Source organism: Terrabacter sp. Soil811 (genome assembly GCF_001429655.1).
Taxonomy (GTDB): domain Bacteria; phylum Actinomycetota; class Actinomycetes; order Actinomycetales; family Dermatophilaceae; genus Terrabacter.
The window spans coordinates 345,245-358,627 of the sequence record NZ_LMSX01000008.1; the positions used below are offsets into that span (position 1 = coordinate 345,245).

12 protein-coding genes are annotated in these 13,383 nt (G+C 73.1%); 4 read left to right on the plus strand and 8 right to left on the minus strand.

What is annotated here, in order from left to right:
- Positions 1-2 precede the first annotated feature (2 nt).
- Positions 3-899 carry a DegV family protein gene (locus ASH01_RS12125; protein WP_056776025.1) on the plus strand — a complete coding sequence of 299 codons (897 nt, stop codon included), beginning with the start codon at positions 3-5 and terminating at the stop codon, positions 897-899.
- Positions 896-1,498, plus strand: coding sequence for a glycerol-3-phosphate 1-O-acyltransferase PlsY (gene plsY / locus ASH01_RS12130; protein ID WP_056776026.1), 603 nt, complete (start codon positions 896-898; stop codon positions 1,496-1,498). Before ASH01_RS12125 ends, plsY begins: the two co-directional genes overlap by 4 nt.
- Before the next feature lie 288 nt (positions 1,499-1,786).
- Here the strand turns inward: plsY and ASH01_RS12135 are convergent, their stop codons facing one another.
- Together ASH01_RS12135 and purU are read right to left on the minus strand one after the other, a co-directional pair.
- Positions 1,787-2,368, minus strand: coding sequence for a tetratricopeptide repeat protein (locus ASH01_RS12135; protein WP_056776029.1), 582 nt, complete (start codon positions 2,366-2,368; stop codon positions 1,787-1,789).
- 108 nt (positions 2,369-2,476) lie between these two features.
- On the minus strand, positions 2,477-3,319 hold the full coding sequence (gene purU, locus ASH01_RS12140) for a formyltetrahydrofolate deformylase (RefSeq protein WP_056776030.1): 843 nt from the start codon (positions 3,317-3,319) through the stop codon (positions 2,477-2,479).
- Positions 3,320-3,474: 155 nt separating this feature from the next.
- Here purU and ASH01_RS22505 point away from each other — a divergent pair, with 155 nt between their 5' ends.
- Both ASH01_RS22505 and ASH01_RS12150 read left to right on the plus strand, forming a co-directional pair.
- Complete coding sequence (locus ASH01_RS22505) at positions 3,475-4,509, plus strand: helix-hairpin-helix domain-containing protein (protein WP_082619782.1); 1,035 nt, start codon at positions 3,475-3,477, stop codon at positions 4,507-4,509.
- Positions 4,506-7,043, plus strand: coding sequence for a ComEC/Rec2 family competence protein (locus ASH01_RS12150; RefSeq protein WP_235509604.1), 2,538 nt, complete (start codon positions 4,506-4,508; stop codon positions 7,041-7,043). Before ASH01_RS22505 ends, ASH01_RS12150 begins: the two co-directional genes overlap by 4 nt.
- A gap of 7 nt (positions 7,044-7,050) precedes the next feature.
- On the opposite strand, the gene ASH01_RS12155 is transcribed toward ASH01_RS12150, so the two are convergent.
- The 6 genes from ASH01_RS12155 to ASH01_RS12180 all read right to left on the minus strand — a co-directional run bounded on the left by ASH01_RS12155 (position 7,051) and on the right by ASH01_RS12180 (position 13,311).
- On the minus strand, positions 7,051-7,494 hold the full coding sequence (locus tag ASH01_RS12155; RefSeq protein ID WP_056777639.1) for a cupin domain-containing protein: 444 nt from the start codon (positions 7,492-7,494) through the stop codon (positions 7,051-7,053).
- A gap of 45 nt (positions 7,495-7,539) precedes the next feature.
- On the minus strand, positions 7,540-8,415 hold the full coding sequence (locus tag ASH01_RS12160) for a DUF1295 domain-containing protein (RefSeq protein WP_327191917.1): 876 nt from the start codon (positions 8,413-8,415) through the stop codon (positions 7,540-7,542).
- A 5-nt stretch (positions 8,416-8,420) separates the two neighbouring features.
- Positions 8,421-9,746 (minus strand): class I SAM-dependent methyltransferase, encoded by a 1,326-nt coding sequence (locus ASH01_RS12165; protein ID WP_443081128.1) that lies wholly within the window; start codon positions 9,744-9,746, stop codon positions 8,421-8,423.
- 449 nt (positions 9,747-10,195) lie between these two features.
- Positions 10,196-11,719 (minus strand): gamma-glutamyltransferase, encoded by a 1,524-nt coding sequence (locus ASH01_RS12170; protein WP_056776032.1) that lies wholly within the window; start codon positions 11,717-11,719, stop codon positions 10,196-10,198.
- Positions 11,716-12,297, minus strand: a complete 582-nt coding sequence (locus ASH01_RS12175) for a peroxidase-related enzyme (RefSeq protein WP_056776033.1) — start codon at positions 12,295-12,297, stop codon at positions 11,716-11,718. Before ASH01_RS12175 ends, ASH01_RS12170 begins: the two co-directional genes overlap by 4 nt.
- Positions 12,298-12,363: 66 nt before the next feature.
- Positions 12,364-13,311: a LysR family transcriptional regulator gene (locus tag ASH01_RS12180; RefSeq protein WP_056776035.1), complete on the minus strand. Its 948-nt coding sequence runs from the start codon at positions 13,309-13,311 to the stop codon at positions 12,364-12,366.
- Positions 13,312-13,383 lie beyond the last annotated feature (72 nt).

Here is a 13,383-nt window from a genome sequence, read left to right on the forward strand (position 1 = left end):
ACGTGACCACGAGGATCGTCACCGACTCGACGGCCTACCTGCCCGGTGGGGTCCTCGAGGAGCACGGCATCGAGGTCGTCCCGCTCCACGTCGTCGTCGGGGGCCGCGACCACGTCGAGGGCCGGGACATCTCGGCCGAGCGGGTCGCGGCGGCCCTGCGCGAGTACACCATCGTCACGACGTCGCGCCCGACGCCGCAGGCGTTCGCCGAGACGTACCAACGGCTCGCCGACGAGGGGGCGACCGCGATCGTGTCGATCCACCTGTCGTCGCAGATGTCGGGCACCGTCGAGGCAGCCCGGCTCGCGGCGGCCGAGGCCCCGGTCCCGGTCGAGGTCGTCGACAGCGAGACCATCGGCATGGCCATGGGGTTCGCCGTCGTGGCAGCGGCCGAGGCGGCCGCCGGCGGCGCCGACGTGACGGTCGTGCTCGACGCCGTGCGCTCGCGGCTCCAGCCCTCGGGCGTCCTCTTCTACGTCGACACGCTCGAGCACCTACGGCGTGGTGGTCGCATCGGTGCCGCGTCGGCCCTGCTCGGGTCGGCCCTCGCCATCAAGCCGATCCTCGCCGTCCGTGGCGGCCGCATCGTGCCGGTCGAGAAGGTCCGCACGTCCGCGCGTGCGGTGGCCCGCATCGAGGCGATGGTCGTCGAGCAGGTAGAGCAGGGCGGCCTCGCGGTCGACATCGCCGTGCACCACCTCGACGCCCGCGCCCGCGCCGAGCAGATCGCGTCGGAGCTGCGCACGATGGTCCCGGGCTCGCCGGACGTGCTCGTCGTCGAGCTCGGCGCCGTCGTCGGCGCCCACGTGGGGCCCGGCACCGTCGCGATCGCCGTCAGCCCACGTCCCGGCGACCCGCTGCCGGACCGTCCGTCACCCAGCGAGGTCTCCGGGTCGTGAACGTCGGCACGGTGCTCGCCTGGGCGGGAGGAGTGGTCGCCGCCTTCCTCGTCGGCTCGCTCAACCCGGCGACGATGATCGCCCGCCTCCTCGGCCACGACCTCGCCTCGTCCGGGTCGGGCAACCCGGGCGCGACGAACGCCGGCCGGGTTCTCGGCCGCAAGTGGGGTGTCGTCGTCGGCGTGCTCGACGTCCTCAAGGGTCTCGTCCCGACGTTCGTCGCCGGCCACCTCTTCGGCGCCCACGCGGCATACGCCGTCGGCATCGCCGCGGTGCTCGGACACATCTGGTCACCCTTCCTCAAGGGACGCGGGGGCAAGGGTGTCGCGACGACGCTCGGGGCGATCCTCGGGGTGCATCCGTGGGTGGCACTCGTCGTCGTCGTGGTCTTCGCCGTCGCCGTCGCCCTGACCCGCTGGGTCGCGGCCGGATCCATCTTCGGGGCCCTTGCGATGCTCGTCGTCGCCGTCCTCATCTGGACAGGTCACGCGCCTGGCGATGTGTGGACCGGCCTGTGGCTCATGGCGATCGGGCTGCTCGTCCTCGCTCGACACAAGAACAACGTCATCGGCTGGTGGCGTCAGCGGCACCTGCCCTGAGCGGCTTCGTCCCACGTCGACCGCTGCGTCCCACGAATCTGCGAGTCGAAGTTCCCTGGCGACGGTCGAGGACTGACGAAGAAGTAGGAGCTGACGACCGGCCGCGACGTCTCGGGCACTCCCGCCGTCGACGGGAGCCTGGTCCACGTCCCTGACTGGGCGGGCAGCCTGTGCCGTCAACCGCACCACCGGTGACGTCGTGTGGCAGCGCACGATCAGCAGCTACACCGGGGGCCTACTCGGCGCTCACGCCGCGCTACGTCTGCTGCCGCGCCTGCCGGCGAACGACTACTTCGACTCGATCCTCGCGCTCGACATGGGGTCCGGGGCCGTCAGGGCGGCGAGGGCGGCGCGGGTCGTCTCGGCCCGGGGCTCGCCGTGCTCCTCGCGGATCATGAGGCATGCCTCGAAGCACGTGACGGCCTTGTCGGTGCGCCCCGTGTCGACGAGGAACCGACCCAGGTGGTGCAGCGTGTAGTGCTCGAGGACCCGGTCGCCTGACGTGCGAGCGAGTTCGAGCGCCTCACGGAAGTGCGCCTCGGCAGCGGAGGCCTCGTCGGCGTAGTGCTCGGCCGTCGCGAGCACGAGGAGCGCCCAGCGCAGCGTCTCGCCGCGGCCGGTGTCCCGGGCGACGTGGACCGCCGGGCGAGCCAGCGCGACGGCCTCCTGCTCCAGCCCGGCGATGGTGAGCGCCTCGGCGAGGTCGACGGCGGCGTCGAGCACCGCGCGGCCCGCGCCGTCGCCGGGCGCTGCCTCGACGGCGGACGTGAGGTCGGTGCGGGCCGCCTCGAGGGCGTCCTCGTTCTCCTCCGGCGTCCGGGTGAACCGACCGAAGTGCGGCTGACCGACGACGAACGCGGACCCACTCATGGGAGCAGGCTACCGACCGGACCGCGCCTGCTCGTGGTCGAGCGTCGAGCGCGACGCGGCTCGGTCAGCCGGTGGCGGCACACGGCATACGCACGCTGTGGTGGCGGCTCAGAAGACGATGGTGCGGCGGCCCGAGAGGAAGACGCGGGACTCCGCGTGGTCGCGGACCGCGCGCGAGAGCACCCGACGCTCGACGTCGCGGCCGATGGCGACGAGCCTCTCGGGGGACTCGGCGTGCGTGACGCGGACGACGTCCTGCTCGATGATCGGGCCCTCGTCGAGGTCGGCCGTGACGTAGTGGGCCGAGGCACCGATGAGCTTGACGCCCCGGTCGTGCGCCTGGTGGTAGGGCTTGGCGCCCTTGAAGCCCGGCAGGAACGAGTGGTGGATGTTGATGGCCCGGCCCTCGAGCGCGCGGCACAGCCCGTCGCTGAGGATCTGCATGTAGCGCGCGAGCACGACGAGCCCGACGTCCTCGGTCTCGACGAGCCGGAGCAGCTCGGCCTCGGCGTCGGCCTTGGTGTCCTTCGTGACGGGGATGACGGTGAACGGCAGGCCGTAGTACTCGACGAGCCCCCGGCAGTCCTCGTGGTTGCTGACGACGCCGACGATGTCGATGGGGAGGTCGCCGGACTTCCAGCGGTAGAGCAGGTCGAGCAGGCAGTGGTCGAACTTGCTGACGAGGATGACGGTGCGGCAGTGCTCGTCCTCGGGCCGGGCCGCGAGGTGGTGGTGCGCGATGGCCGGGCTCTCACGGATCGCGGCCAGGACCTGCTCGACCTCGTGCGCCTCGGCGTCGAAGACGGTGCGCATGAAGAAGAGGTCGGTGTCCTCGTCGGAGTACTGCTGGTTCTCGACGATGTTGGCCGAGACGGCGAGCAGCGCCGCGGAGACGGCCGCCACGATGCCGGGTCGGTCGTCGCAGGTGAGGGTCATGATGTGCCGAGCCATTGGAGCAGTCTGGACCAGCCGGACGCGAGGGCGTGAATCGACGCGCGGGCCGTCTCGGGCCGTGGCCGTCCACACCCCTTCGAGTGCGGGTCGGGTTGTCCCCAGCGGGTGCCCGAGGGTGGGCGGGTGGGCGGCCGGCTTCCTAGCGTCGGGGTATGCCGTTCCGACCCGCCCAGAGACCGCCGGACCTCGAGCGGGTGGCCCGGATCCTCGGCGCGGACACCGGTCGCGTCGGGCCGGGGGATGACCGTGCCCGTGCTGCTCCGGCGGAGGGCGAGGAGGTCGGCGGCTGGGTGCCTCGCGCTCCGGGCGCGGCCGTCGGCGAGAACCCGGTGGCGTCGGCGGTGCGGAGGCTGACCCAGCGGGCCACCGACGACGACGAGGTGGAGCGGCTCGACGCCGACCTTCGTCGGGCGCGGCGGCCGGGCGTCCTCACGGTCCCGGACGAGCTGCGCACGGGGCGGCGCGGGGTGAGCAGCGCGGCCGTCGTCTCGATGCTCGCCCTCGTCGTGGCCGTCGGTTGCGTCTTCGTGTTGCGCGTCCTGTGGGCCGAACGCTCGGCGTCCCCTCCGGACGTCGCGCCCGGACCGTCGAGATCGGTCCAGGTCGTGGGTGGGACGGCGACGGCGGCGGCCCGGATGACGACGGACCCGTCGACTGGTGCAGTGTCGGGCGCCGCGTCGGGTGCGCCGTCGGGTGGCCCGACGTCCGGCGCGGAGCTCGTCGTGCACGTCGTCGGGCAGGTCGTGCGTCCGGGCCTCGTGCGGCTGCGTCCCGGAGCCCGCGTGGCCGATGCCCTCACGGCAGCCGGGGGCACCCGCACGGGCGCGGACGTCGCGGCCCTCAACCTCGCGCGGCTCGTCGTCGACGGCGAGCAGATCCGGGTGCCGAGGCCGGGGGAGCCGCCGGCCGTAGGTCCGGAGGCCGGAGGGGCGGGGGGCGCGGGAAGCAGCGGCGCCGGTGGCGCCGGTGGCGCAGGCACGTCGGGTGGCTCGAACGGCCCGGTGAGCCTCAACGCGGCCGACGCGGCAGCACTCGACACGCTGCCCGGCGTCGGGCCCGTGCTCGCCCAGCGGATCATCGACTGGCGCACCGAGCACGGCCGCTTCACCTCGGTCGACGAGCTCGGCGAGGTGAGCGGCATCGGCGACAAGCTCATGGCCCAGCTGCGCCCCAAGGTGACGCTGTGACGCCGCGGGCGCCGGACCCCCCGAGGGAACGCGAGCAGGCGCCCCGGGGCCCGTCCCTCGTCGTGCTGACCGGGCGCGAGACGGTGCGGCGGGTCCGGCCCCGCACGGCGCGGCGCCTCGACCTGCGGCTCCTGGTGCCCGTGGTGGTCGCGTGGCCTGCCCTGGCTTTCTGGGGACTCCTCGCCCCGACCTGGCTCGTCGCCGCGGTGGCCCTGGCCGCCATCGCGGGAGGTGTCCTTGCTGCCACCGCGGCTGGGCGCGGGGTCACCGCGTGCCTACCGCGGTCCGTGCGGCTGCCGCCTCGCGGTGCGGGCGTGCGCGCGAGTGCCATGGCGTTCGGGCCGCCTGCTCTGCGCGGCGTCGCAGCCGTCTGCGCCGTGCTCGCCCTCCTGTTCGGCGCCGCCGTCGGTCACCGCGCCGTGCGGACCGCAGGTCCGGTCGAGGGACTCGCCGCCGAGCGAGCCGTGGTCACGGTCAGGGCCACGGTGGCCGCCGACCCACGAGCGGTCCGTGGCGGGACCGGAGCAGGGGCGGACCGTCCCGATGCCGCCGTCGTCAGCGTCGTGCGCCTCGACGTTACCCAGGTCGCGGGGCGGGGTCGCACCACGACGGTGACCGCTCCCGTGCTCGCTATCGGACGAGGCACGCAGTGGTCGACACTGCGGTGGCACGACGAGGTCGAGGCCGTCCTGCGGCTCGGACCGGCCGAGCCCGGCGACGACGTCGTCGCGGTGGCGACCCCCAAGGGCGCCGTCGAGGTCGTCGGGTCCGCCGGTGGGGTCTTCGCGGCTGCCGATGCGGTGCGTGGGCGCTTCCGAGCCGCCACCGCCGACCTCTGGCCCGACGCGCGCGGTCTCGTCCCGGCGCTCGTCGTCGGCGACACCTCACAGACGCCGCCCGACCTCACTGCGGCGATGCTCGAGACGGGTCTCAGCCACCTCAGCGCGGTGTCCGGCAGCAACGTCACGTTCGTGCTCGCCGCGGTGGTGTGGCTCTGCGGGCTGGTCGGAGTCCGGCGACGTTGGCGCCCGGCGGCGGCTGCACTGGGCCTGCTCGGCTTCGTGATCCTCGCCCGCCCCGAGCCCAGCGTCGTGCGCGCCGCCGTCATGGGGGTCGTCGGGCTGCTTGCGCTCTCGACGTCACGGCGTCGGGCGGGCATCCCGGCGCTCGCCGGTGCGATCGTCGTGCTTCTCGTGTGGGACCCGTGGCTGTCCCGCTCCTACGGTTTCGCCCTGTCGAGCATCGCCACCCTCGGGCTGCTGGTCCTCGCCCGGCCGTGGGGGCGCGTCATCTCCCGCGGGCTCCCGAGACTCCTCAAACCCCTGGGTCCCGTCCTCGCGATCCCGGTCGCGGCCCAAGCCGTCTGTGCGCCGGTTGTCGTGCCTCTGCAGGGGAGTGTCTCGGTCGTCGCCGTGCTCGCCAACCTCCTCGCGGCGCCCTTCGTCGCGCCGACGACCGTCGTCGGCGTCGTCGTCGCGCTCGTCTCGGTCGTCTGGGTCGCGGGTGCGGCGGGGCTCGCGTGGGTGGCGGCGCTACCGGCCCAGGCCATCGCTGCCGTGGCGCGGTGGTGCGCCGACCTGCCCTTCGGCAGCATCGCCTGGGGCGACTCGGCCGGCGCGGCGATCCTGCTCGCCGTCCTCACCGTCGGCGTCGTCGCCGCGGCGCCGTGGGCGTGGTTCCGCACGAGACACCGCCCCACGGTGGCCGTCGCCGTCGTCGTGCTCGCGACGGGCTTCGCGGCGCCGACCGCGCCGATCGCCTGGCCCCCACCCGGATGGGCCCTCATCGCCTGCGACGTCGGTCAGGGCGACGGGCTCGTCGTCGACAACGGCGGCGGACACGTCGTCGTCGTGGACACCGGTCCCGACCCGGAGCCGATGCGGGCCTGCCTCGACCGCATCGGCGCGACGGCCGTCGACCTCGTCGTGCTGACCCACTACCACGCCGACCACGTCGGCGGACTGGCCGCGGTGCTCGAGAGGCCGGTCGCCGAGATCCGGGCCTCGCCCGTGCTCGACCCGCCCGCCGAGGCAGCCCGCGTCGCCCGGCTCGCCACCGCCCGACGCATACCTCTGGGCGAGCTGCGGGCCGGAGAGCGCCTTGCCGTCGGGGCGGTGACTGCCGACGTCTGGTGGCCCGCGCGCCGCATCGACGCGGGCTCCGTGCCCAACAACGGCTCGGTCGTGATGACGATGCACGTCCACGGCGTCACCGTGCTGCTGGCAGGTGACATCGAGCGCGAGGCCGCCGGGCAGGTGCTCCACGAGTCACAGCTCGACCCGCAGCGCTGGGGCCGCGTCGACGTGCTCAAGGTGGCCCACCACGGGTCGAGCAACCGCGACGACCGCATCCTCGACCGCGTCGACGGACGGCTCGCGCTCATCAGCGTCGGCGCCGGCAACGACTACGGCCACCCTGCGCCCGCCACGATGGAAGCCTTGCAGGACAGGGGTTTCCACGTGCACCGCACCGACCTCGAGGGTGACGTCGCAGTCGTCAAGGACGGGGACGAGGTCCGCGCGGTCTCCGGGTGAGGGCCCGTCAGTCGTGCGCGGCCCCCGGCGCGAGCTCGAAGTCGGCGAAGTCGAAGCCGGGCGACACGAGGCAGCTGACGAGCGCGTCGTCATCACCCGGCACGGTGCGCTGCCAGACGTGCGCGGGGACGACCACCTGGGCCACCTGTCCCGCCATGAGGTCGAGACCGAGCACGACCGGGTCGGCACCACCCTCGGAGGGTGGCTGGGCTCCGGTGCCGCCCAGCTCGAGCACGACCGAGCCGGTGTGGGCGAGCCACACCTCGTCTGAGGCCACGCGGTGCCAGGCGGAGGACTCGCCGGCGGGCAGGAGGAAGTGGATGAGGGTGGCGGTCGCTCGCACGCGACCGTCCGGCAGCGTCACGGTGTCGGGGGAGACCCACGTCTGCCGGAACCACCCGCCCTCCGGGTGCGGCTCGAGCTCGAGGACGTCGGCGAGGGGCGGGCGCATGCGGTCCATCATCCCGCCCCTCGCGCCGATGGTCATGGTGCCTGCTCAGCCGTGTTTCACCGACGGGTCGGCGGGCTTCGGCGGCCACGGGAAGAAGCCGCTCGTCCGGCGCACGTAGTCGGCGTAGTCGGGGCGGCGGTCGCCGATGTCCTTCTCGAGCAGCTTCTTGCCGGTGCCGCCGTAGAGGTTCCACACCATGACGGCCGGCGACAGGAACGTCAGCACGCCGGGCCAGGCGCTCGCCGCGACGAGGAACAGCCCGGTCCAGACGCTCGCGTCGCCGAAGTAGTTCGGGTGCCGCGTGTAGCGCCAGAGGCCGGTGTCGAGCACCGTGCCCTTGTTGGCGGGGTCGTTGCGGAAGCGTGTCAGCTGGAGGTCGCCGACCGACTCGAAGAAGAAGCCGATGGCCCAGACGACGACGCCCAGCCACAGCACCCAGCCGATGCCACCCTGGACGAACATCGCGATCTGGACCGGCAGCGAGACGAACCACATGATGACGCCCTGCGGGAGGTAGATGTGCAGCAGCGCGTAGGCGTTCGGGTTGCCGTCGGCACGCTTGAGCATCGCCTCGTAGCGCGGGTCCTCACCCTTGCCCCGTGACCGGCTGAAGATGTGCGCGGCCAGGCGAAGCCCCCACACGACCGTGAGCACCAGCGCCAGCCAGCGCCGCAGCGCGTCACCGTGGCCGCCGCTCGTCACGAACGCCGTGAGGGCGATGGCCGCGAACCCTAGCCCCCAGGTCACGTCGATGACGGCCTGCTTGCCGACGCGCAGCGCCACGGCGAACGTGATGCCGAGAACGACCACGACGGCGAGCGCCGTGAACAGCAGCGTGCGCCCGAAGGCGCCGCCGTCGAAGCCGGCGGCCTCGGCCGCCGGAGCCACGACGGGAGCCACGGACGTCCAGACTGACGTCACCGTGGTCACCAGGCCCGGACGGGCGGCATTCCGCTGCGGCCGTCGGCGGTCGGCTTCACGGCGAGGATCTGGTCGACGCCCATGCGGCCCTCCTCGAAGGCGAGCGCGCCACCGACGAGGTAGAGACGCCAGACGCGGCCGACCTCCTCGCCGACCATGGCCACGACCTGGTCCCAGTTGGCCTCGAACGTGTCGTACCAGGCGTTGACGGTCCACACGTAGTGCTCGCGCAGGGCGTGCACGTCGCGGACCTCGAGACCGGCCTGCTCGATGAGGTCGACCGTCTCGCCGACCGGGCGCATGTGCATGTCGGGCGCGATGAAGGCCTCGATGAAGGGACCGCCGCCAGGGCGCGTCGTGCGCGACATCTGCTGGATCAGCGCGCGACCGCCCGGCCGCAGCAGGCGGTGGATCTGCCCCGTGAACGTCGGGTAGTTCTTCTGCCCGACGTGCTCGCCCATCTCGATCGAGGAGATGGTGTCGAAGGGGCCGTCCGGCACCTCGCGGTAGTCCTGGAGCCGGATCTCGACGCGATCCTGCAGGCCGCGCTCGCGGATCCGCTCGTCGATGAACGCCTTCTGCTCGCTCGAGATCGTGACGCCGACGACGTGGGCGCCGAACCTCTCGGCCGCGTGCAGCGAGAGGGAGCCCCAGCCGCAGCCGATGTCGAGGTGCCGGCTGCCGGGCTCGATGCCGAGCTTGCGGCACACGAGGTCGAGCTTGTCGCGCTGCGAGTCCTCGACGGTGTAGCCGGGCTCGGTGCTCGTCCAGTAGCCGCAGGAGTAGGCCATGTGCGGGTCGAGGATGAGCGAGTAGAACTCGTTGGAGAGGTTGTAGTGGTGCTCGATGGCGCTGCGGTCGCGGGTCTTGGTGTGCAGGCGCCCGCGGAGCCGGGCCTGCGAGACGGGCGGCTCGGGCGGCAGCCCCACGACGCCGAGGTCGAAGGCCGTCCTGATGCCGTTCTTCGCGACGGAGGCCACGGTGCCGGCCGAGGGACGGCCGCCCGCGAGCGTACGGGCCGTCGACCACACGCGACGGAAGCCGTCGAGCAGGTCACCCTCGACGTCGAGCTCGCCCGTGACGTACGCCTGGGCGAGACCGAGCTCGCCGGGGTGGCGCACGAGGCGGCGCAGCGCCGCGGGGTCGCGCAGGACGACGGTCGGGGCGTCGGCGGGTCCGGCGACGGTGCCGTCCCACGCCTTGAGGCGCACGGGCAGCTGGCCGCCGAAGAGGGGCTCGACGACGGCCGCCAGCCGGGCGGCGATGCCGTTCGGACGGGAGGACGCCGCGGAGGGGGCGGGAGCGTCGGGGCGGTCGTCGGTCATGGTCATCGGGGTGGCCTCTCGTTGGGGGTCGACTCAAGATGATTCGGTGCCGGCCGCGCGTCGGATGGGGCGGCGCGGCGCACCGTCATGGAGATACCCGGATCGCGCCGTGGCGTCCCGCGCCTGCCCCCGGGAGCCGTCGGTCCACGAGCAGGGCAGAACCTGGAGCTCGGGCGGGTCGCTGTCCCGACGACGCGCCACTCGCGGGTCGAGGAGCGGTAGGTCGCCTGCGTGACGACGACATGGTCCACGAGCTGGGTGACGGTCACCTTCGCCGTGCTCGTGCCGCCCAGCACCCCAACCCAGCGGCCTGCGGAGCCAGCTGGTTCGTCGCCGTCGCTGCATGGCCGTGGCACCCTGAGTCTCCGTGGGCCCTCCGACCGTCCGGGTGCGACGAGGATCGCATGACACGCCCACGTCCGCACCGAGTTTGGTGGCGATGGCGCCCGCACCGGTCAGGAGGAGACCCCTACCGACCCGTCCCGTCTCGCGTCCCCGGCGGCCACCAGTCCGTCCGGACCCAGCACCGCTGCGCCCACCCCACCGAAGTACATGTGCGGCCCTGGGAAGCGGTGCGACGGGAGTCCGCTCGCCTCGACGGCGGCCGCGATGTCGTCCGACGGCTCGTGCTCGACGCGTGGGGACCCGTCGTCCATGAACCGCACGTGCAGGCGCGGGGCGTCGATCGAGTGCTGGAGGTCGTCGCCGCGAAGAAGTCCGCGTCCGAGCACCTGCATGAGCGCCGTCGTGATCCGGTCCGCCCCGGGTGAGCCGACGGCGAGCGCGGTGCCCGAGGAGCTGCGGCCGGTGGTCGGGGCCATGTTCGAGGCGAGCCGCGTGCCGGGGGGCACGGCGTGGATCCCGAGCCGGTTGAGCTCCGGCTCGCCGAGGGCGTTGTTGAGCAGGATGCCGGTGCCGGGGATCACCATGCCGGCGCCGTATCCGCACGACATCGTGATGGCACACGCGTTCCCGTGCTCGTCCACGGCGGAGACGTGAGCGGTGGACGCCGAGGTGGGAAGCCCCGCCAGCCCGTGTCGCTCCACTGCCTCGAGGAGGGCGTGGCCGTCGGCGTCGAGGTCGAGGGACCTGTCGTGGACGGAGAGGCGGTAGGCGAGGACCCGGCGCTGGATCTCGATGACCTCGGCCCACGTCCAGTCCTCGTGCCGCGCCAGCTGGCCGAGCATGGCGGCGAGCATCGGGCCGCCCACGGAGGGCGGCGGGTTGAGGGCGATGTGCCAGGAGCCGACGGTCCGCATCGTGGGTGCACGCACCACGGCCTCGTATGCCGTGAGGTCGGCCATCGTGATCAACCCACCGTTCGCGGCCATGTCCTCGACGAGAACGCGCCCGACGGCGCCGGTCGTGAAGAGCGAGGCTCCTTGTGCCGCAAGGAGGTCCAAGATGTCGGCGAGGTCGACGTTGAGGGAGGTCTCGCCCGGCTCGAGCGGTCCGCCGTCGGCTCCTGTCACGAGGGCGTGGGCCTCGGGGTCGTGGCCGAAGAGCGTGTCGCGGACGATGCCGAGGTAGAGGGCGGCGGCTGCGCCGACCAGGTACCCGTCGCGACAGGTGCGGGCCGACGGCTCCACGAGCCGCCGCCACGGCACCTTCCCGAAGCGGTCCCTGGCGGCTGAGAGTGCCTGCACGGCACCGGAGTTCGCGACCGCAGCGTGCCCCGCACCGATCGTCACCCCGCCGCCGTAGTCGGTGGGGACCTGCCGAACGCCGTGGCCGAAGGCCGACCGGTCCAGTCCCCGGCCGGGCATCTCGACGTTGCCGTCGATGACGACGGGGTCGTCGCCGGCGAGCCACACGTTGACGAAGGCGCCACCCATCAGGCTGACGACCCCGGGCTCGGTGCTCATGGCCGCCAGGGACGCGGCGATTGCCGCATCGACGGCGTTTCCGCCCTCGGCTGCCACCTCGAGCCCGGCCTGCAGGGCCGCCGGACCCGGAGCGGCGAGCGCCACCCGGCTCATGAGGTCGCTCTGCCGCTCGAGTGGTACTCCGAGTTCGGCACGAACCCCAGCGCCGTCGACACCCGGTTGGTGAGGTTGAACATCCCGACGACCTGGACGAGCTCGACCACCTGGTGGTCGTCGAGTCCCACGGCTCGCAGTGGGGCGAGGTCGGCCTCGGTGACCTCGGCGGGATGGAGGGTCAGCTTCTCGGCGTAGGAGGCCATCGCGTACTCACGGCGGGCAAGCCCTGCCTGCCGCCAGTTCGAGGCGACGAGGTCGGCGGTCACGGGGTCTCCGGTGTGTTCCCGGAGGGCTGCGCCGTGGCTCACCTCGCAGTACGTGCACCGGTTGACGCTGCTGACGACGACGGCCAGCAGCTCGCGGTCGGCGTTGCTCAGGTGCCCCTCCTTGTTGACGAGGAGGTTGAAGTAGCCCCACCACGCGAGGAACTGTTCGCCGTTGACCGCCTGAGCGCGGAAGACGTTGGGCACGAAGCCGACGGTCTCCTGTGCCTTGTCCCAGAGGCGGCTCACGCCCTCCGGGACGTCGTCGCGCTCGGGCACGGCCAGGTACGAGATGCGCTCGCGGTCACCCATGAGGCCCACCGTATGCCGCGTGGGGGCCGAGCGCCCGTGGCGCGCCCTCACGCGGCGACCCAGCCGTCAGGTCTTGGCGCCGACGAGCTCGGCGGTGGAGGCCTTCGGGTCGGCGCCGGCCGCCTCGCACAGTGCGTCGAGGGCAGCGGCGACGGCAGGCACGCGCTGCAGGTCGGGAGTCGTCACGGCGAGGATCTGGCGGCGCGACGCAGGGGAGAGCGGCAGGGTCGCGACGTCGTCGTGCTTGGCGGCGTTGAGGATGAGGTCCGGCACGAGGGCCACGCCCAGCCCGGCCGTGACGAGCCCGAGCTGGGCGACGTAGTCCTCGGTCTCGAACGCCACGTTGGGCCGGAAGCCGGCGGTGTCGGCGAGCGACAGGAGGTGGCCCCGACAGCGGGGGCAGCCGGCGATCCACTCCTCGCCCGAGAAGTCGGCGAGCGAGGCGGCCGCGTCGCCCGCGTGCGGGTGCGTGCCGGGGACGACAAGACGCACCTCGTCGTCCATGAGCCGGCGGGTCACGAGGAGCGAGAGGTCCTCCTCGAGCTCACCGAGGTCGCCACCCTCGTAGGCGAAGGCGACCGCGACGTCGCAGTCGCCGTTGCGCAGGGCCGCGAGCGACTCGGGCGGCTCGGCCTCGGTGAAGGTGACGGTGATGTCGGGGTGGCGGGCCTTGAGGATGGCGAGCGTCCGGGGCACGAGCGTGGCCGACGAGCTGGGGAAGGCCTGGAGGCGGACCCGTCCGGCGCGCAGGCCGGCGATCGCGGTGATCTCCTCCTCGGCCGCGTCTAGGGCGGCGAGGACACCGACGGCGTGGCGGGCGAGCACCTGACCGGCCTCGGTGAGGCGGACCTGGCGCCCGTAGCGCTCGACGAGAACGGTCCCGGTGCGCTGCTCGAGTCGGCGGACCATCTGCGAGATGGCCGGTTGGGTGAAGCCCAGCGCGTTGGCAGCGCTCGTGAAGCTTCCCTCGTCGGCAATGGCTTTCATGACCCGCAGGCCGGCAGCATCGATCATGTCCTCATCATAACCGATGATTATGGAATCCTGCTGTATCCAGTCGGTCGAGCATGGTCCCGGAGCGGCACG